This is a genomic window from Microbacterium sp. HSID17254, from assembly GCF_003989315.1.
In the GTDB taxonomy this organism is placed as follows: domain Bacteria; phylum Actinomycetota; class Actinomycetes; order Actinomycetales; family Microbacteriaceae; genus Microbacterium.
The window spans coordinates 18,443-38,426 of the sequence record NZ_RBLT01000027.1 but is presented as its reverse complement, the minus strand read 5'-3'; the positions used below and the strand labels follow the sequence as shown (position 1 = coordinate 38,426).

Annotated in this window: 15 protein-coding genes; 10 read left to right on the top strand and 5 right to left on the bottom strand. The window is 70.7% G+C overall.

The features are described from left to right. Nucleotides 1–68 precede the first annotated feature (68 nt). From D8M34_RS13670 to D8M34_RS13645, 6 genes are all read left to right on the top strand, one after another. Nucleotides 69–1,184: a class I SAM-dependent methyltransferase gene (locus D8M34_RS13670; RefSeq protein WP_126894268.1), complete on the top strand. Its 1,116-nt coding sequence runs from the start codon at nucleotides 69–71 to the stop codon at nucleotides 1,182–1,184. Nucleotides 1,185–1,515: 331 nt separating this feature from the next. Further along, nucleotides 1,516–2,877, top strand: coding sequence for a quaternary amine ABC transporter ATP-binding protein (locus D8M34_RS13665; protein ID WP_238695662.1), 1,362 nt, complete (start codon nucleotides 1,516–1,518; stop codon nucleotides 2,875–2,877). Then, nucleotides 2,877–3,836 carry an ABC transporter permease gene (locus D8M34_RS13660; RefSeq protein ID WP_126894267.1) on the top strand — a complete coding sequence of 320 codons (960 nt, stop codon included), beginning with the start codon at nucleotides 2,877–2,879 and terminating at the stop codon, nucleotides 3,834–3,836. Before D8M34_RS13665 ends, D8M34_RS13660 begins: the two co-directional genes overlap by 1 nt. A 162-nt stretch (nucleotides 3,837–3,998) precedes the next feature. After that, nucleotides 3,999–4,907: a glycine betaine ABC transporter substrate-binding protein gene (locus D8M34_RS13655; RefSeq protein ID WP_025104177.1), complete on the top strand. Its 909-nt coding sequence runs from the start codon at nucleotides 3,999–4,001 to the stop codon at nucleotides 4,905–4,907. A 146-nt stretch (nucleotides 4,908–5,053) separates the two neighbouring features. After that, a complete protein-coding gene (gene bsh / locus D8M34_RS13650) occupies nucleotides 5,054–6,031 on the top strand; it encodes a choloylglycine hydrolase (RefSeq protein WP_126894266.1) in 978 nt (325 codons plus the stop codon). A 56-nt stretch (nucleotides 6,032–6,087) separates the two neighbouring features. After that, on the top strand, nucleotides 6,088–7,590 hold the full coding sequence (locus D8M34_RS13645) for a lipase maturation factor family protein (protein WP_126894265.1): 1,503 nt from the start codon (nucleotides 6,088–6,090) through the stop codon (nucleotides 7,588–7,590). Between the two features lie 135 nt (nucleotides 7,591–7,725). Here D8M34_RS13645 and D8M34_RS13640 read toward each other — a convergent pair whose 3' ends face one another. The 4 genes from D8M34_RS13640 to D8M34_RS13625 are packed head-to-tail and all read right to left on the bottom strand — an operon-like array spanning nucleotide 7,726 to nucleotide 9,974. Next, on the bottom strand, nucleotides 7,726–8,493 hold the full coding sequence (locus tag D8M34_RS13640) for an ABC transporter permease (RefSeq protein WP_126894264.1): 768 nt from the start codon (nucleotides 8,491–8,493) through the stop codon (nucleotides 7,726–7,728). Next, nucleotides 8,490–9,263 (bottom strand): ABC transporter ATP-binding protein, encoded by a 774-nt coding sequence (locus D8M34_RS13635; RefSeq protein WP_126894263.1) that lies wholly within the window; start codon nucleotides 9,261–9,263, stop codon nucleotides 8,490–8,492. Before D8M34_RS13635 ends, D8M34_RS13640 begins: the two co-directional genes overlap by 4 nt. Then, on the bottom strand, nucleotides 9,260–9,631 hold the full coding sequence (locus D8M34_RS13630) for a DUF1048 domain-containing protein (RefSeq protein WP_025104172.1): 372 nt from the start codon (nucleotides 9,629–9,631) through the stop codon (nucleotides 9,260–9,262). The genes D8M34_RS13635 and D8M34_RS13630 overlap by 4 nt, the downstream gene beginning before the upstream one ends. Nucleotide 9,632: 1 nt before the next feature. Next, entirely contained in the window at nucleotides 9,633–9,974 is a 342-nt protein-coding gene (locus D8M34_RS13625) for a PadR family transcriptional regulator (RefSeq protein WP_126894262.1), read from the bottom strand. 442 nt (nucleotides 9,975–10,416) lie between these two features. Here D8M34_RS13625 and D8M34_RS13620 point away from each other — a divergent pair, with 442 nt between their 5' ends. Then, a complete protein-coding gene (locus D8M34_RS13620) occupies nucleotides 10,417–15,615 on the top strand; it encodes an isopeptide-forming domain-containing fimbrial protein (RefSeq protein WP_126894261.1) in 5,199 nt (1,732 codons plus the stop codon). 50 nt (nucleotides 15,616–15,665) lie between these two features. Here D8M34_RS13620 and D8M34_RS13615 read toward each other — a convergent pair whose 3' ends face one another. Further along, entirely contained in the window at nucleotides 15,666–18,134 is a 2,469-nt protein-coding gene (locus tag D8M34_RS13615) for a helix-turn-helix transcriptional regulator (RefSeq protein WP_238695661.1), read from the bottom strand. 141 nt (nucleotides 18,135–18,275) lie between these two features. Here D8M34_RS13615 and D8M34_RS13610 point away from each other — a divergent pair, with 141 nt between their 5' ends. The 3 genes from D8M34_RS13610 to D8M34_RS13600 all read left to right on the top strand — a co-directional run bounded on the left by D8M34_RS13610 (nucleotide 18,276) and on the right by D8M34_RS13600 (nucleotide 19,924). Next, nucleotides 18,276–18,830: an ECF transporter S component gene (locus D8M34_RS13610; RefSeq protein WP_029989525.1), complete on the top strand. Its 555-nt coding sequence runs from the start codon at nucleotides 18,276–18,278 to the stop codon at nucleotides 18,828–18,830. 44 nt (nucleotides 18,831–18,874) lie between these two features. Continuing rightward, nucleotides 18,875–19,264 carry a DUF6153 family protein gene (locus tag D8M34_RS13605; protein ID WP_085604366.1) on the top strand — a complete coding sequence of 130 codons (390 nt, stop codon included), beginning with the start codon at nucleotides 18,875–18,877 and terminating at the stop codon, nucleotides 19,262–19,264. A 66-nt stretch (nucleotides 19,265–19,330) separates the two neighbouring features. Next, the gene (locus D8M34_RS13600) at nucleotides 19,331–19,924 is read left to right on the top strand and encodes a DUF305 domain-containing protein (protein WP_126894259.1); all 594 of its coding nucleotides are present in this window, start codon (nucleotides 19,331–19,333) and stop codon (nucleotides 19,922–19,924) included. Nucleotides 19,925–19,984: the final 60 nt, after the last annotated feature.

Here is a 19,984-nt window from a genome sequence, read left to right as displayed (position 1 = left end):
CGTGTCGGCGGTCAGCTCCGAAGTTGTGCACGGGGAGGGGGGTGGGGCGGGCCGCGTACAGTGGGCTGGTGCCGGAGTTCCCCTACAGCCGCCTGCGTCGCTGGCCCGACGTCGAGGCGGACAACCTCCAGGCCCACGATGCGACCGACCTCCTGCTCGTGGAGCGCGCACTCGCGCTCGACGTGCCAGGGGCGGAGACGGTCGTGATCGGTGACGAGTACGGCGCGATCACGCTGGCGCTCACGGCGGCCGGGCGCTCCGGTGTCCGGGTGCATCAGGACCTCTCGACCGGACGCCGCGCCCTCGCACGCAACGCGGAGGCGCTCGGAATCGGCGGGTTCGCGCCGCATGAGCTCGATGCCGATCTGCTCGCCGGAGCGAGACTGGTGCTGCTGCAGCTGCCGAAGGCCCTCGCCGAACTCGAGGAGATCGCCGACGCCGTGGCCCGCTGGGCCGCCCCGGAGGTGGTGCTCGTCGCGGGAGGCCGCGTGAAGCACATGTCCCTCGGTCAGAACGACGTCCTGGCGCGGAGCTTCGCCCACGTGCAGGCGCAGCGCGCCGAGCGGAAGTCGCGGCTGCTCGTCGCCGCTGGACCCCTCCCCGTACCGGAGTCCCCGCCGTTCCCGGTGTCGGCGCGGCACGGCGATCTCGTCCTCGTGGCCCACGGCGGCGCCTTCGCCGGACCCCGTCTCGACATCGGCACCCGCACGCTGCTCGATGTGCTCGACCTCGACGGGAACGATGCCGGCCGCCGCGTGCTCGACCTCGGCTGCGGGACGGGAGCGCTCGCCGTGTCCTGGGCGCGTGCTCGCCCGCAGGACCGGGTCGTCGCCACGGACCGCTCGGCCGCCGCCGTCGCCTCCGCCCGCGCCACCGCGTCGGCGAACGGGGTGGCCGATCGGGTCGAGGTCACCCACGATGATGCGGGCTCGGCGCTCGCCGCGGGGAGCTTCGACACGGTGCTCCTGAATCCGCCGTTCCACCTCGGCGCCAGCGTGCACACCGGCGCCGCGACGCGCCTGTTCGAGGCCGCCGCGCGCCTGCTCCGACCGGACGGGGAGCTGTTCACGGTGTACAACTCGAGCCTCGGCTACCGGGCCGAGCTGACCCGGCTCATCGGCCCCACCGCGCAGCTCCGGCGCACCCCGAAGTTCACCGTGACGCGCACCGTCCGACGCCCGTGAGCATGGTGCGCCGAGATTGCTAGACGCTCGTACTATCCCCCGGTCAGCGCCGGAAACCCGGGCACGTCCGCAGTGCAGGATTTGCCGCTGACCGGCCATTTCGTTACGTTGGTCTGCGGGCCTGACGGCCCATAGACCAGTCCGCGGTCACGTCCTTCCTTCGATGAGCTGTGCGGCGAAGAGGCGTGGGCGTACGGTCGATCCCCTCTGCGGCGGATCCGAAATCCGCCGCCTGTGCCGCCACAGCGAAGACGTCGAACGGCCTCGTGAGGATCACCCGGGCGTGACCGAAGCAGGCTCAGCCACCCGAAGGCCGAGCCGCAGGGGAAACGTGTCCGAAACAGCACTCGAAGCGCGCCATCTGTACAAGGTGTTCGGGAGGAATCCGAGCGCCGCCGTCCGCCGGCTGAAGGCAGGGGAGAGCCGTGCCGCCGTCGCCGACGCGGGGACCGCCGCCGTCATCGACGCCAGCTTCACCGTCAACCGCGGTGAGATCTTCGTCATCATGGGCCTGTCCGGATCGGGCAAGTCCACCATCATCCGCATGCTCAACGGGCTGCACGACATCACCGCGGGCACCGTCACCGTGGGCGGCGACCCGATCACGGGCATTCCGGCCGCCCGCCTGCGGGAGATCCGCCGCGACCGCATCTCGATGGTGTTCCAGCACTTCGCGCTGCTGCCGCACCGCACGGTCGCCGCGAACGTCGCCTACCCGCTCGAGCTCAAGGGCGTCGGCAAGGCCGAGCGCCAGGCCAAGGCCGAGGAGATCCTCGCCCTCGTCGGGCTCGAGGGTCAGGGCGACAAGCTGCCGTCCGAGCTGTCCGGCGGCATGCAGCAGCGCGTGGGCATCGCCCGCGCCCTCGCGGCCGACAGCGACATCCTGCTCATGGACGAGGCCTTCAGCGCGCTCGACCCGCTGATCCGCCGCGAGATGCAGGAGCAGCTCCTGGAGCTGCAGCAGAAGCTCCAGAAGACCATCGTCTTCATCACGCACGACCTCAACGAGGCCATGTTCCTCGGTGACCGCATCGCCGTCATGCGCGACGGCCGCATCGTGCAGATCGGCACGCCGGAGGACATCCTCATGGACCCGGCGAACGACTACGTCGAGCAGTTCGTGCAGGACGTCGACCGTGCCCGGGTGCTCACCGCCGCCAACGTGATGGAGCGTCCGCGCCCCGTCGTCGCCGAGTCGGCCGGTCCTCGCACCGCGCTCCGCCAGATGCGCGACGCCTACATGTCGGCGACCTACGTGGTCGGCAAGGATCGCCAGCTCGTCGGCGTGGTCACCGACCGCGACGCCGTGAAGCTCGTGCGGCAGGGCGCCACGCGCCTCGACTCGATCATCAAGCCGGTGCTGCAGAGCGTGCGCGAGGACGACGTCCTCATGAACCTGTTCGTCCCCGCCGTCGAGTCGCCGCTGCCCCTCGCGGTGACGGATGCCGACGGCCGCCTCGCGGGAGTGATCCCGCGCGTCACCCTGCTCGCGGCGCTCGGTCCCGGGCCCGGAGCGACCGAGGAGATCCTGCTGCCGATGACCCCCATGCCCCAGGCCGAGATCGACGCCGTGCTCGACGACGGATGGACGGCCGAGCCCGGCCCTTCGACGAGCTCAGGGACCCAGGGTGGGTTCGGGTCAGAGGCACAGGGTGGCTTCGGCTCAGAGGCACAGGCGGAGGAGGTGCGCTGATGGACGGTTTCCGCATCCCCGTGGGCGACTGGGTCGCCGCCGGCGTCGACTGGATCACCGCCAACCTCGACGGCCTGCTCGACGCGGTCTCGTTCGTGGTGAGCTTCCTCGTCGACGGTCTCACCCGTCTGCTCCTCACGCCGCACTTCGCCGTGATCATCGTGATCGCGGCGCTGATCGCCTGGCTCGTGCGCTCGTGGCAGCTCGCCATCGGCACGATCCTGTCGTTCGGGCTCATCGTCGCCATGGACCTCTGGGTCCCGGCGATGCAGACGCTCGCCCTGGTGCTCGTCGCCGCCGTCGTGGCCGTGCTGATCGCGGTGCCGCTCGGCATCTGGTCGGCGCGCAATGCGACCGTGCGCGCGACGCTGAAGCCGGTGCTCGACTTCATGCAGACCATGCCGGCCTTCGTGTACCTGATCCCGGCGATCGTGTTCTTCGGCATCGGTGTGGTGCCCGGACTCGTCGCCACCGTGATCTTCGCGCTGCCTCCCGGCGTGCGCCTGACCGAGCTGGGCATCCGCGGCGTCGACGCGGAGACCGTCGAGGCCGGACACGCCTTCGGAGCGACGCCGGGGCAGATCCTCCGCGGCATCCAGCTCCCGCTCGCGATGCCGACCATCATGGCCGGCGTCAACCAGGTCATCATGCTCGCCCTGTCGATGGCGGTCATCGCCGGTATGGCCGGTGCCGACGGCCTCGGGAAGATGGTCGTCGAGGCGATCTCGACGATCAACATCCCCAAGGGCGTCGAAGCCGGACTGGGCGTCGTGCTCATCGCCGTGTTCCTCGACCGGGTGACCGCCGCTCTGGGCGCGCCCGGCGAGAATCGCTCCTCGCTCCTCGGCATGCTGAAGGGTCGCGGTTCGTCCCGGCCCTCCGCCCCCGTGGCGTCGGAGTCCGCAGCCTCCGCGCCCGCCGAGGAGGCTGCGACCGAATCCGAGCTCGCCCGCGCCTGAGCCGCCGCGTCCCCGTTTCCGTCCCACCCCGCTACGTACGGTGCGGGACGGAAATGGGGCGCTGGGGCGCGGATCCCGGCACGGTTTCGATCCCGGCACAGCTGTCCCGCGGCCTCGTCCGCACCTCCTGAATCACATACGGAACGCAAGAGAGAGAGTCACATGAAGAAGAAGATCCTGACCATCACCGCCCTCGGGGCTGCCGCAGCGCTCACCCTCGCCGGATGCAGCGGCGACGGCGCCGGTGGCACGAGCGGCGGCGGCGACGGTGCCGAGGACAAGGGCACCATCACTCTCGGGTTCCTGCCCTCCTGGACCGACGGCCTCAGCACCGCCTACCTCCTCCAGGACCAGCTCGAGAAGATCGGCTACACGGTCGAGATGAAGACGCTCACCGAGGCCGGCCCGCTCTACACCGGGCTCGCACAGGGCGATGTCGACATGTACCCGTCGGCGTGGCCGGAACTCACCCACGCCTCCTACATGGACAAGTACGGCGACGACATCGAAGACCTCGGCACGTACTACGAGAACGCCAAGCTGACCCTCGCGGTGCCGGAGTACTCCGAGCTCACCTCGATCGAGGACCTCGCGGGCAAGGGCGCCGACTTCGACGGCAAGATCTACGGCATCGAGCCGGGTGCGGGCCTGACCGCCCAGACCCAGAAGATGATGCCCGAGTACGGCCTCGACGGCGAGTACGAGCTCGTCACCTCGTCGACCGCGGCGATGCTCACCGAGCTCAAGACCGCGACCGACAAGAAGGAGGACATCGTCGTCACGCTGTGGCGTCCGTTCTGGGCCAACGACGCCTTCCCCGTGAAGGACCTCGAAGACCCGAAGGGCGCCATGGGCAAGGCCGAGGGCCTGCACTTCCTCGGCACCGCGGGGTTCGCGGACGAGTTCCCCGAGGCGGCGGAGCTGATCGAGAAGATCAAGCTCGACGACGAGCAGTACGGCGCGCTCGAAGACCTCGTGGTCAACGAGTACGGCGAGGGCAAGGAAGCCGACGCGGTCGACGCCTGGCTCGAGGAGTACGGCGACCAGTTCGACTGGACCGTCACGAGCTGACACCCGTCGCATGTCTCGAAGGAGGGTCTCCCGCAGCGGGAGGCCCTCCTTCGTCGTGGGTGACCCCACTTACATTCGGGGGCGGAAGGTGGAAGCATGGCGCGAAACCGGCGGGTCGACCGGCCCGCGGATGGGGGGACACGACCATGTGCACAGGACTGAGCTTCACGACCGCCGACCACTACTTCGGGAGGAATCTCGATCTGGAGTTCTCGTACAACGAGACCGTGACCGTCACACCGCGGAACTTCCCGTTCCCGTTCCACCGGCTGCCGTCGATGCCGACGCACCACGCGATCATCGGGATCGCGACGATCGCCGACGGCTACCCGCTCTACTACGACGCGGTCAACGAGAAGGGGCTCGGCATGGCGGGGCTCAACTTCCCGGACAACGCGCACTACCCGGCGCCGGGGTCGGGGGACACCGAGGTCACCCCGTTCGAGTTCATCCCCTGGGTCCTCGGGCAGTTCGAGACGGTGGCCGAGGTGAAGGAGGCCCTGCGGTCGGTGAACCTCGTGGACATCGACTTCAGCCCGGAGTTCCCGCTGTCCCCGCTGCACTGGATCATCGCCGACAAGAGCGCATCGATCACGGTCGAGAGCGTGCGCGGCGGCCTCAAGGTCTACGACAACCCGTGGGGCGTGCTCACGAACAACCCCACGTTCGACATCCAGAGCTTCCGGCTCAACGACTATCAGCACCTCTCGAAGCGGCAGCCGGAGAACACGTTCGCCTCGGACGTGCCGATGGACCTCTACAGTCGCGGCATGGGCGGGATCGGGCTGCCGGGAGACCTGTCGTCGTCGTCCCGGTTCGTGAAGGCGGTGTTCACGCGCATGAACTCGGTGTGCGGGACGTCGGAGTCGGAGTCGATCAGCCAGTTCTTCCAGATCCTCGGCTCTGTCGCCCAGCAGCGCGGGTGCGTGCAGGTCGGCGACGAGGAGAAGTACGAGATCACCATCTACTCGTCGTGCGCCAACACGGCGACGGGCGTGTACTACTACACGACCTACGAGAACAGCCAGATCACCGGTGTGGACATGCACAAGGAGGATCTCGACGGCTCCGAGCTCGCGGCATACCCGCTCGTGAAGGGGCAGCAGATCGCGATGCAGAACTGATCTCCACTCCGCGCAACCCCCTCATCGGGAGGGCGGCCGCGGCGTAGCCTGTGGCCGTGGACGGGTTCGCGGCGGTCGACTTCGGGTTCGCCCGCGAGGTCCTGCAGCGGGGCATCGCGGCGCTGTACCTCGTCGCGTTCGTCTCGACGCTCAACCAGTTCCGTCCGCTCCTCGGTGAGCACGGACTCCTGCCCGCGCCCGTGCTGCTGGACTGGGTGGCGCAGAAGCGCGAGCGCCGGAAGCTGCTGCACCCCACGCTCTTCACCCGCGTCCGCTACACCGACCGGCGTCTGGTCGCGCTGTCCTGGGCGGGGATCGTCATCGCTGCCCTGCTCATCGCCGGGGTGCCCCAGCTCGGGCCGCCGTGGGTGCCGATGCTCGCCTTCCTCGCCCTGTGGTTCGGCTACATGTCGGTGGTGAGCATCGGGCAGACCTTCTACTCGTTCGGGTGGGAGATGCTGCTGCTGGAGGCGGGGTTCCTCGCGGCCTTCCTCGGCTCGAACGACCAGCCGCCGCCGACCGTGGTGATCGTGCTGTTCTGGTGGCTGCTGTTCCGGCTGGAGTTCGGCGCCGGGATGATCAAGATCCGCGGCGGACGGGAGTGGCGCGACCTCACCGCGATGACCTTCCACCACGAGACCCAGCCGATGCCCGGGCCGCTGAGCCGCCAGGCGCATCTGCTGCCGCGGTGGTTCCACAAGCTCGAGGTCGTCGGGAACCACGTCGCGCAGCTCGTGGTGCCGTTCTTCCTCTTCGCCCCGCTGCTGTCGCTGTGGCTCCCCGACAGCGGTGGCTGGGCCCCTGAGCTTGTCGAAGGGGTCGCGTGGGTCGGTGCCGTCGCCGCCGGCATCGTGATCGCGACGCAGCTGTGGCTCGTGCTCACCGGGAACTTCGCGTGGCTGAACTGGGCGACGATCGTGCTCGGGTTCTCCGCGATCGGCCTCCCCGGCATCGGGACTCCGGAGCGGACGCCGGAGACCTCGCTGCCGTGGACGGTGTCCGGCATGCCGCTGTGGTGGGTCGTGGTGACCTCGGTGGTCGGCGTGCTGTTCGTCGTGCTGAGCGTGCCCGCCGTGCGCAACCTCTTCGCGCGACGACAGCTCATGAACGCGAGCTTCCACCGCTGGCAGCTCGCCAACGCCTACGGAGCCTTCGGCACGGTCACGCGGGAGCGGATCGAGATCGTCGTGGAGGGGTCGGACGATGAGGAGGGCCGGCACTGGCGCGAGTACGAGTTCCGCGGGAAGCCCGGGGACGTGCGGCGGATCCCGCGGCAGTTCGCCCCGTATCACCTGCGGCTGGACTGGCTGATGTGGTTCCTGCCGCTCGGGCACTCGCTGGACGACTGGTTCTCCGTGTTCCTCGTGCGGCTGCTGGAGGCGGATGCCCCGACGCTGCGGATGCTGCGTGTGGACCCCTTCCACGGCGAGCGGCCGCGGTGGGTGCGCGCCGTGTCGTACCGCTACCGCTTCACGACCCGCGCCGAGCACCGTGCCGACGGCGCCGTCTGGGTCCGGACCGGTCGCCGTGTGGTGCTCGGTCCGGTCGGCCTCCGCTGACTTCGAGTCGCGCACTGTGCGGCAAATCCCGGCCGGATGGAGCCATTCAGGCGATTCGAACGGCCGCCGAGCGCGGCGAAACGCCCCGGCCGGGGAGAGTCCCCGGTCGGAGCGTTCCGTCTCGCTGAGCGTCGATCAGCTGACCTTCTTCCGGTACGAGATGATCGCGAACACGTAGGCGACTACGAGGATCCCGACGCACCAGGCGAGAGCGACCCAGATGTCGGACCCGACCGGCTCCCCCGCGAACAACGCCTGGATGGTGTCGACGATCGAGGTCACCGGCTGGTTCTCGGCGAACCACTGCACCGGTGCCGGCATGGTGTCGGTCGGCACGAACGCCGAGCTGATGAACGGCAGGAAGATCAGCGGATACGAGAAGGCGCTCGCGCCGTCGACCGTCTTGGCGTTCAGGCCGGCGATGATCGCCAGCCACGTGAGTGCCAGCGTGAACAGCATCAGGATGCCGATCACTCCGAGCCAGGCCCAGACGCTCGCGCCGGTGCGGAACCCCATGAGGAACCCGACCCCGAAGATGATCGCGAGGGTGATGGCGTTCGCGGTGAGCGACGTCAGCACATGGGCCCACAGCACGCTCGACCGGGCGATCGGCATGGAGTGGAACCGTTCGAAGATGCCGCTCTGCATATCGGTGAACAGCCGGAACGCCGTGTAGGCGATACCCGACGCGATCGCGATGAGCAGGATGCCCGGCAGCAGGTAGTTCACGTAGTTCTCGGCGCCGGTGCTCTGCTGGAGAGCGCCGCCGAAGACGTACACGAACAGGAGCATCAGAGCGATCGGGGTGACCGCGGTGGTGATGATCGTGTCGGGGCTGCGGAAGATGTGCCGCATGGAGCGGCCGGTGAGCGTCGCCGTGTCGGCGGCGAAGTGCGTGGTCATGCTGCCTTCTCCTTTCCGGATGAGGGGCCGATGAGGGTGAGGAAGATCTCCTCGAGGGTGGGCTGCTTCTCGACGTACTCGACCTTCGCGGCCGGAAGCAGCCGCTTGAGTCCGGCGAGCGTGTCATTCGCGATGATGCGGCCCTCGTGCAGGATCGCGATGCGGTCGGCCAGCTGCTCCGCCTCGTCGAGATACTGCGTGGTGAGCAGCACGGTCGTGCCACCGCCCGCGAGCTCCTTCACGACGTCCCACACCTCGATGCGCGACTCGGGGTCGAGGCCCGTGGTCGGCTCGTCGAGGTAGATGACCTCGGGGTCGCCGACCAGGCTCATCGCGATGTCGAGCCGGCGTCGCATCCCCCCGGAGTATGTGCCGACCTTGCGGCCCCCGGCCTCGGTGAGCCGGAAGCGCGCGAGGAGCCGATCGGCCACCGCACCGGCGTCGGGGAGATGCCGCAGCTTCGCGACCAGCACCAGGTTCTCGCGTCCGGTGAGGATCTCGTCGACCGCGGCGAACTGCCCGGTGAGGCTGATGCGCTCGCGCACTCCGACCGGGTTCGCCGCGACGTCGATGCCCTGCACCGTCGCGGTGCCCGCGTCGGCCCTCAGCAGCGTGGAGAGGATGCGCACCATGGTGGTCTTGCCCGCGCCGTTCGACCCGAGGAGGGCGAAGATCGATCCCCGCTCCACCTCGAAGTCGACGCCGCGCAGCACGTGCAGATCCTTGTACGACTTCTCGATGCCGTGCACCGAGAGGGCTGGCGTCGTCATGACTCGTCCTCCTTCTTCCTCGCCTCCGCGACCGCCTTGTTCAGCCGCGCGCGCTCCTTGTCGACCCACTGCGTGCCGCCGTAGGCCTCGGCGTAGTTCTCGGCGAACTCCACGGGGTCGTCGCCGATGATGTCGTCGATCGGGGTGCCGTCGATCGCGGCGCGCTCCCACAGGTCGGCGAGGTCGAGGAAGATCTGCACGAGGGTGTCCCCGTCGGTGATCCCCCCGTAGTACATCGTGTAGCGGTGCTGGGCGTTGGCGACCGTGCGGTACGGCTCCGGCAGAGCCTCGATCCGCGCCTTCGCCTGCTTGTACTGCTTCTTCTGCTCGAGCGATCCGGTGAGCGCTTCGATCCACTTCGCGGCCATGTCAGTTCTCCTTGTTCGTGGTGTTCGTGCTGAGTCGTTCGATGTGCGTGCGGAGGAAGTCCCAGGTCGTCCAGAACTCCTCCAGCTCCTGTCGGCCCTGCGCGTTCAGGGTGTACACCTTGCGGGGCGGGCCCTTCTCGCTCGGCACCTTCTCGACGTCGACGAGCTTCTTCTGCTCGATCCTGACCAGCAGGGCGTAGACGGTGCCTTCCGCGGTGTCGGTGAAGCCGTGCTCCCGCAAACGCGTGGTGATCTCGTATCCATAGGCCGGCTGCTCGGCGAGGAGGGCCAGCACGATGCCCTCCAGGGTTCCCTTGAGCATCTCGGTCATCTGCTTGCCCATCGGTCCCTCCTCTCGTTCCTGTGTCTTCCGTTCGGTACTCAGTGTTGCTGGGTACCGGTACAAAGTAACACTGAGTACCGGTACTTAGCAACACCGAATACTGAACTTTCTCATCCCTCTTTTCCGCCGAGACCCCGGGTACGCGGCGAGACCCCGGGCGACAGACGCAGAAACCCCGGGGTGTCGACGACAACCCGGGGTCTCGGCAGAAAGAAGAGGAGGGCGCATCGGGATCCCGATGCGCCCTCCGGCGTGCGCCCGGGGTGAAAACGAGGGGTGAATTCCCCCGGTTCGGCCGGGGGGCTCCGTGGCGGCCGGGCAGGCTGGCGGAGGCCCGGACCGAGTCCACCCTGCCCGAAGGGTGCTCGGCGGTCGCCTGAGGGGGCGGGGGCTTCCGTGTGCGCGGATGCGTGCCGGAACGCGATGAATGGGGAGAGCAGTCATGGGATTCCGTGTTGCCCGCAAGGACCGCACGTCCGATGGCCTTCCGCCGGAGCGGCACAGCCGCTGGCGAGGCCGGACGAAGAGGCTGATCGGCGGTGCCGTGAGCACGGCGCTCGTCGCGTCGTCGATGGTCGTCATCGGCGGGACGCTGACCGCCGCACCGGCCGCCGCAGCGGAGCCGTTCCTCTGCACGCCCGGAGCGGTGTACGTGCAGAGCGCCACCGAGGTGCGCGAGTTCGCCGTGAACGAGCAGGGCGGCGCCCCCGGCGACGGCGGCACGCTCAGCTCCATCAACCTCGGCGCGAACCACTCCAACAACGCCCTCGGGCTCTCGTCGAGCGGGCGGTACGCCTACACGGTCACCAACGCCGCCGGTACCAAGACGCTCGCCAAGCATGACCGCGTCACCGACACGACCGCGCAGACGACGTTCACGCTGAACTCCTCGGTGCTGCGCGGCGCCGTGCACCCCGTGACGGGCGTCTACTACTTCGCCAGCGGCACGGTGAACGGCGCCATCAACCTCTACGCGTGGAACGAGGACGTCACGCCGCAGACCTACACGCAGGTCGGAACCCTCCGTCCGACCACGGGCAGCAGCGCGTTCGGCGCCAACGGCGACATGGCCTTCAGCGCCTCCGGTCAGCTCGTGCTCGTCGCCGACAACTTCATCTACTCCTCCGACCTCCCGGCCACGCTCGAACCCAGCACCGCGACGATCGACGCCAAGCAGGTGCACGACATGGGCGCCGGCGTGCAGGGCAACGGCATCGCCTTCGGAAACCTCGGCCACATCTTCGTCTCGGTCTCCGGTGGCGGCAACCGCATCATCGAGGTCGATCTGCCGCGCGGGGAGACGGTCAACTCGACCCAGCTCGGCACCTTCTCGCCGACCGACATGGCGAGCTGCACGTTCCCGAACACACTGACGCTGAAGAAGGACCTCCCCGAGGGCCGTCACGCGGCGACCGATCAGTTCGGCCTCCGGGTGCAGTCGCCGGCCGGCTACCAGGTCGCGCAGACCGACGCTGTCACCCGCGGCGACCGCTCCGGTCTGCAGCCGGACTACGCCGGCCCCGTCTTCACGAATCAGGGCGACACCTTCCGGCTCTCCGAGTCGGCGGCGGGCTCGACCGACCTCACGAAGTACGACGCCTCCCTCGTCTGCCGGCAGGTGAACGCCGACGGCTCGACCACTCCGGTGGCCGTCACCGCGGACGGGCAGGTCACCCAGCCGGCCGGCCCGCTCGGCACCGACGTCACGTGCACCTACACGAACGTCCGCCTCGCGCCGGATCTCGCTCTCCGCAAGACCTCCGACCCCGCCGACGGCACTGCGGTGCAGCCCGGCCAGCGACTGACCTACACGGTGCAGGCCGAGAACACCGGTAACACCCGCCTCGACCCGGTCACCGTGACCGACGACCTGTCGGGTGTGCTCGCCAACGCCGAGTACCAGGGCGACGTGGCGACGGCGATCGACGGTGACCCGGTGTCGTCCGGCGCCGCCACCGTCACGGGCGACGGCCTGGCCTGGACCGGCGCCCTCGAGCCCGGGCAGGTGCTCACGATCACCTACTCCGTCGTCGTCGACGAGGGCGTGGAGGGCGAGCGCATCGCCAACCGCGTCACCGCATCCGGCACCCCACCCGGGGGCCTGCCCCCGACGACCCCTCCGGCCGTCACCACCGAGCACCCGGTCGCCGGCTTCGAGGTCGCGAAGACCTCTGACCCCGCCGCAGGCACCGTGGTGGAGCCGGGCCAGACCATCGAGTACACCGTCACCGGCACGAACACCGGCGCGACCGTCCTCGACCCGGTGACCGTCACCGACGACCTCTCCGGCGTGCTCGCGAACGCCGCGTTCAACGACGACATCACGACCACGGTCGGCGGCACGACCGTGACCACGGGCGGTGCGACCCTGACCGGGAACGACCTCGCCTGGACCGGAACGCTCCAGCCCGGACAGACCGTGACGATCACGTACTCGGTGACCGTGGGCGACGACACCTCCGGCAAGATCCTGCGCAACAGCGTGAACGGATCGGGCACCCCGACCACCCCGAACCCGGGCGACCCGACCGGGCCGCAGGTTCCCGGTGAGCCGATCGTCCCGCCGACGGTCACCACCGAGCACCCCGTGATCGGCTCCGGCTTCACCATCTCGAAGTCGGCCGACCCCGCCTCCGGCACGGCCGTGTCCGCGGGCGACACCATCACCTACACGATCACCGGCACCAACACGGGTGACACCGACCTCGATCCCGCGGAGATCGTCGACGACCTGTCGGGCGTGCTCGGCTCCGCCGGCTACAACGACGACGTCACGGCCGACCGTGGCTCCGTGCGGGTCGCCGACGCCACCCTCACCTGGACCGGGGCCATCCCGCGCGGGGAATCGGTCACGATCCGCTACACCGTGACGGTGGACGCGGGTGTCGAGAAGGCCCTGCTGCACAACGTCGTCACCGGATCGGCCACGCCGCAGATCCCGGTCGACCCCGCCGACCCCTCCGGGGCGAAGACCCCGGGGACCCCGATCGTCCCGCCGGCGGCGGAGACGGAGCACCCGGTCGTCGATACGGGCTTCGAGGTCTCGAAGTCGGCCGACCCGGCCTCCGGCACCGCCGTCCGCGCGGGCGACACCCTCACCTACACGGTCTCGGGCGTCAACACCGGCAACACGGTCCTCGACCCCGCGACCATCGTCGACGACCTCTCGGCCGTCCTCGCGAAAGCGGAGTACGGCGGCGACGCGAAGGCCTCGTCCGGATCCGTCGCGCTCTCCGGCACCACGCTCACCTGGACCGGGACGCTCGCTCCCGGCGACCGCGTCGACATCACCTACACGGTGACGGTGGACGAGGATGCGACCGGCGTGCTGCTCCGCAACACGGTGTCCGGTGAGGGCACCCCGCTGATCCCGACCGACCCGACCGACCCGGAGAGCCCGACCACGCCGGGCACCCCGGTCGAGACCCCGCCGGCGACGACGGAGCACCCCGTCGCGACGCCCGGGTTCACCGTCACCAAGACGGCCGACCCGGAGACGGGCACGCGCGTCGACCCCGGCAGCGTGATCACGTACACCGTGACCGGCCGCAACACGGGCGACACCGTCCTCGACCCGGTCGAGATCGGCGACGACCTGCGCGCGGCGCTGGCACACGCGTCGTACAACGACGACGTGTCCGCCACCCGCGGCGACGTCCGCGTGGCCGACGGCGCCCTCTCGTGGAACGGCGTGCTGCGCCCCGGCCAGGACGTCGTGATCACCTACTCGGTGACCGTCGACGCCACCGCCGGCGGCGAGACCATCGCGAACACGGCGACCGGAGAGGCGACCCCGCTGATCCCCGCCGACCCGAGCGACCCCGAGAGTCCCACGACTCCCGGCACGCCGATCACGCCGCCGCCGTCGAGCACGGAGCACCCCGTGAACGAACCCGGCTTCACGTTCGCCAAGACCGTCGACCCCGCCGCCGGTACCGCTGTCGACCCCGGTGACGTGCTCACCTACACGCTGACCGCGGCCAACACGGGCCAGACGGTGCTCGACCCGGTGACGATCACCGACGACCTGTCCGGTGTGCTGCCGTACGCGACGTTCAATGCGGACGCCGTGGCGAGCATCGCAGGTGCTTCTGCGGATCCCGCGACCCTGGACGGCACCGAGCTGTCGTGGACGGGAGCGCTCGCGGTCGGCCAGACCGTGACCGTCACCTACTCCGTGACCGTGAGCGCCGAAGGTGTGGGCACCGTGATCGAGAACGCGGCGTCCGCGACGGCGACCCCGCCGGGGGGATCGACGATCACGCCGCCGCCCGGTGTCACGACCAACCCGGTCAACGAGCCCGGATTCTCCGTCTCGAAGAGCGTCGACCCGGCTGCGGGCACGGCGGTCGACCCGGGCAGCGTCCTCACCTACACGGTGACCGGAGTGAACACGGGCGAGACGGCTCTCGACCCCGTCACCATCGCCGACGACCTCTCCGGAGTCCTGGCGCACGCGGAGTACAACGACGACGCGACCGCGACGATCGGCGGCACGGCGACGACCGCGCCGACGGTGGCCGAGGACCGGCTGTCCTGGACGGGTGCGCTGCAGGTCGGCGAGAGCGTCACGATCACGTACTCGGTGACCGTGCGCGCGGATGCGGGCGGTGCCGTCCTTGAGAACTCGGCCTCCGGCTCGGCGACTCCGCCGGGCGGGGTGCCGCCGATCGAGACACCGCCGGCGACCACCGAGAACCCGGTCAACGAGCCCGGCTTCGCGCTGCGCAAGTTCGCCGATCCCGCGTCCGGCACCCGGGTCGACCCGGGCAGCGTCGTCACCTACACGGTGACCGGCGTGAATACGGGGGAGACGGCGCTGGCTCCGGTCCGCATCCTCGACGACCTGTCGGGCGTGCTCGCCCACGCCGCCTACAACGGCGACGCGACGGCGACTCTGAGCGACGGCCCCGCGCCTGAGCCCGTCGTCGCGGACGACGAGCTCACCTGGGCCGGTGACCTCGCGGTCGGCCAGCGTGTCACGATCACCTACTCGGTGACCGTGCACGGCGACGCCGGCGGTGCGATCATCGCGAACACCGTCGAGGGCACGGCCACGCCTCCCGGCGGCGCCGAGCTGACCCCGCCGCCGGTGACGACGGAGAACCCCGTCGGCATTCCCGGCTTCACGTTCGTCAAGTCGTCCGACCCCGCGTCCGGCTCCGCCGTCGCGACGGGCAGCGTCGTGACGTACACGCTCACCGGCACCAACACCGGCGAGACGGGTCTGGACGAGGTCGTCGTCACGGACGACCTGACCGGAGTGCTGCGGCATGCCGACCTCCGCGGCACGGCGACCGCCACGGTGGGTGACCGTGCGGTGGCCGCGCCGACGATCGACGGCACGACGCTGCGCTGGACCGGCAGCCTCGCCGAAGGTGAGCGCGTCGTGATCACCTATGCGGTGACCGTGCACGCCGACGCGGCAGGGGCGACGCTGCGGAACGTGGCCACCGCCTCGGCCACGCCGCCGGGCGGGGAGACGATCACCCCGCCGACGAGCACGACCGAGAACCGGGTGCTGACGCCGCTCGCCCTCACTGGCGGACAGTTGGCGCCGTGGATCCTCGGCCTCGCGATCGCCCTGCTGATCGGCGGCGCGGTGCTGCTGCTGGTGCGACGTCGCCGCATGCAGAGCTAGCGGTTCCCGAAGAAGGCCCCGCCCGTCGTCTCCGACGGGCGGGGCCTTCGTCATCCCGGGAGGAGTCCGTGCCGGGCGGCCTGCTCGAGCGCCTCCGTGCGGTTGGCCACGTCGAGCTTGCGGTAGATGCTCCGGAGCTGCGTCTTCAGGGTGTTCGGCGAGATCCGCAGCTCCGCGGCGATCTCGGGCAGCGGCGCCCCCGTGGTGAGTGCGTGCAGCACCACCTGCTCCCGCGAGGAGAGCTTCGGGCGCGCCGCGAACGACGGCAACGCCGAGCGGGTGGGCAGCGGCGGGTCGCCGACCGGAGCGAGGTCGGCCCGGATGGCGGCGAAGTCCTCGGCACCGAGCAGGGCCAGCGGAGTGCGCAGGTCCCGGTCGGCGAGCTGGGCGTGCAGCGCCTCGGTCACGGCCTGCGCAGCGGCGGGACTGACGCGGTGGAGCGCCGCACTGTGCACCGCGGCGGCCTCCGCGCGCTCGCGGGAGGTCGTCGGCTCGAGGCGCGTCGCGGCGAGCAGCCGCACCGCATCCGGAGCGCGACCGTCGATCAGGGCGATCCTGGCCCGTTCCAGGAGGGTGCCGAAGCGGTCGGTCCCGGCGTCGCGCTGCTTGATGCCGCGCGCGGCACGGACATCGCCGAGCGCCAGGTGCAGCAGGATCCGGGGGCGGCTCAGCGCCTGGCGCGCCGACGTCGACCCGGCCTCGCGCCCGCGCATCCGGGCGAACGACTCCAGCCGCTCCAGTCCGCCGGCGGCCTCGCCGTCGTGCAGCGCGATCCACGCCTCCACCGCCGCCATCGTCGTCCAGTGCTCGCTCGTCGCCCGGTGCGGCAGGAAGGCGCGCACGTGCTGCTTGGCCGCAGCGAGGTCGCCCTCCTCGACCGCGAGCATCGCCTCCGCGACGCGGTAGAACGTGCCGCGGTACCCGTCCAGCAGCGCGGGGTCCCACGAGCCGTCCCGGATGATCTCGACGTAGTGCCGCGCCTCCGGGAGGTCGCCGTTGAGGGCGTGGATCCCGCTGAGCAGGCTCACGGCGTGGAAGGCGTTTCCCGTGCCCTGGGACGCGGCGAGGGCGGCGGCCTCGGCGAAGAGGCGGAGGGCCTGCTCCCGGCGACCGCCGTAGTACAGCGAGATCCCGAGGTGCGTGCAGAGCAGCGGCATCTCGATCGCGTACTGCTCCCACTGCGACTCCGAGGTCTCCGTGTACAGCGCGAGCGCGCGGGCCGCGACCTGCCCGGCCCGCTCGGGCATCCCGACCACCCGCAGCGCCGCGCTCTCCGCGGTCCAGATGAACAGGCGCTCCGTCGGCGAGAGGGCGCTCCGCCGGGCGTTCGCGGCGGAGATCGCCATCCGCAGCAGCTGCAGGCCGCGCACCCGTCGGAGTCGGTTGGCGTTGAGGCAGATGCCCAGCAGCATCGCCACCAGCGGCTCCTGCTTGAGCCGAGCGAGGGGCAGGTCGCCCAGCAGCGCCACGACCCGGCGACCGTCGTGATCCAGAAGGTGGCTCCAGCCCGACATGATGACGTGGGCGGCGAGGTGGAGGTCGTCCTCCTCCATCGCCAGGCGGAGCCCCTCGAAGGGGGCGTCGCGCCGCAGCGCACCCTCGATCGCGAGGCGTCGGAGCAGGCGGATCTCGGCCGGGAAGCGCTCCAGGAGGTCGCGGCGCAGAAGGGCGCGAGCCGGCGCGGCGATCGTGAAGGTCCGGCGCCCGGATTCCGTGGACCACCGCCCGAAGCCGAACGCCTCGGCCTCGTCGAGGGCGGCGCCGATGTCCGGATCACTGCTGAGAGCCTGCGCCAACGGCAGATCGACCGTGTCCGTGATGCTGATCCGGATCAGGCCCTCGAGGACGCCGGCGCCGAACGTGCCCTCCTCCATGCGGCTGCGGAGGTAGTCGTCGACCGCCGCGGTCGCGACCTCCACGATCGTCGTGCCGTCGGGGACACGGCCGCGGAGGGCGACGGCGCGGATGACCGCCGCGAACCCCTCGGTCGCCTCCCGCACGGCGAGGGCGGTGTCCTCATCGACGTCGAGCGCGCGGCGGATCTCGTCCGTGTCGAAAGCGAGGTCCTCCGGAGAGATCAGCGCGGTGTCGATCACGAGGCCGATGCCGTCGCTGTCGAAGGGGCTGGGGCGGTTCGTGGCGACGATCAGGCGGACGTGCGGGGGGCCGGCGACCGTGCGGCACAGGTCGAAGACCGCATCCCGGTCGAGCGCGGCGGCGTCGTCGAGCACGAGGACGAGAGGCTCCTCGTGATCGCACAGGTACTGGGCGACGGCTGGCCATCCCTCCCCGGCGTCCGAGGCGGGATGACGGCCGCCGACGGCCTCGCCCGCGCTGCGCAGCACCCGCAGCAGGGCGGCGGCGAGGGCCGCGCTCGTCGCGAGCGCGGGCGTGGCCGTGAGCCACACGACGCGGTCGCGGGAGGTGAAGGCCCAGCCCACGAGGGCGGTGGTCTTCCCGGAGCCCGCGGCTCCGCGCAGCAGTGTGAGCGGAGCTCCCTCGTCCAGCGCGGCGTTCACCCGCGGACGTCCGATGACGTGCGCGGAAACCCGCGGCAACCTCTTGTCCCCTTGCGCGCCGAAAGCCGGCATCGTCCCTCCCCAGGTACGCATCCCCACCCCTACGATATCCAACCCGCCCGCGGTTCTAGGCTCGGAGGGGTGAGTGGTCCGACAGTCCCCGTGTCCTCCCGCCGCGTGCCGACCAGCGCCCTCCTCGTGAGCGCCGCGCTCGGCGCGGTCCAGGCCCTCGTCTTCCTGGCCGTCGTGCCGATCACGAGCGTGCTGGCCGCCACGTCCCCTCCCGCGTACGCGGTGGTCGCGGGCGTCCACACCGCGCTGCCGTTCCTCGCGCGCGTCGTCACCCGCGTGCCGGGGATGGCGACACTGGCTGCCTTCGTGACCGGCGTGCTGACGGTCGCGGTGTCGCCCATCGGGCTGCTCGGCGTCGTGCCGCTCGTCCTCGGCGGCGTGGTCCTCGACCTGGCGCTGCCGTTCCGGCGGGACGCCCCCGTCCGCCCGGCCCGGGTCCTGCTCGCCGGCGCCGTTACCGGTGCGGTGCTCTTCGTCGTCGCCCTCCCGGTGTTCTCGCCCGAGCACCTCGTTCCGCCGGTGCTCGTCGCCACGCTGTTGGGCCGGGTGGTGGGGGAGCTCGCGGTGGCGGGTGTCGTGCTCGCCGTCCGCCGACTGCTGCGGCGCGCTGGCGTCGCCCGCTGAGCAGGCATGCCGGTGGACATACCCCCACGGGGTACCATGAGCACATGGTCGGTCGTCGCGTGCTCCAGGGAGCGCTGCTCGCCGTCCTCCTCGTGGGCGGCGTCCTCCTCGGACTCCTCGGCATGCACGCCCTCGACACCCACGGCACCCCGGGGGCGCATGCGGTCGCGGGGCACACGGCCCCGGCTCACCCCGCGGCGTCGGCAGCGCATGAGGCGGGCGGAGCGGATGAGGCCGTCGTCCCGGATGACCCTGCGCACGACAGCGGGGCAGCCTGCGTCCTCGCCCTGCTCGGCGGACTCCTCCTGCTGCTGCGCCCCTCTCGCGCTCTCCTGATCGGACCTCTGCTCCGCGCTCTCCGCTCGCTCGTGGACGCGGCCGCCGCCCCGCTTCGTCCTCCCTCACTCCACGTCCTCTGCATCAGTCGGACCTGATCGGCGCCGATGCGCCCGGGCGCCGCGACCGCGGACGCCCTTCCGACAGACAGAGATGAGAGAGAAATGACCAATCGAACCACTGCCGCCGCTGTCCTCGTCCTGGCGGGAACCCTCGCGCTCGCGGGATGCGCCTCGACGGCACCCGCGGGGCCGGCCGACCACTCCGGCATGGGGCACTCCACCTCGGACGCTCCGCTGGCCGGCGCGAACGAGGCCGATGCGATGTTCGCGTCCATGATGATCGTCCATCACGAGCAGGCCATCGAGATGTCGGACATCGTGCTCGCGAAGGACGACGTCGACCCTCGGGTCGCCGACCTCGCGGAGCGGATCACGGCCGCTCAGGGTCCGGAGATCGAGAAGATGCAGGGCTGGCTCGACGACTGGGGTGCCGAGGCCGGTGACCCGGCCGCGATGGACCACGGCGACGGCATGATGAGCGACGGCGACCTCGCCGCGCTCGAGGCCGCCGCGGGCCCGGAGGCGTCCCGGCTGTTCCTGGAGCAGATGATCGCGCACCACGAGGGCGCGGTCGCGATGGCCGAAGCGGAGGTGGCGGACGGCGAGAACGCCGACGCGGTCGCCCTCGCGCAGGACATCGTCGACGCGCAGACCGCCGAGATCGCGGAGATGAAGCAGATCCTCGCCACGCTCTGATCGGCACCCGGCCCCGCGTCGCCTCCGCGGCGCGGGGCCCGTCGCCCGTTTGCGATCGTC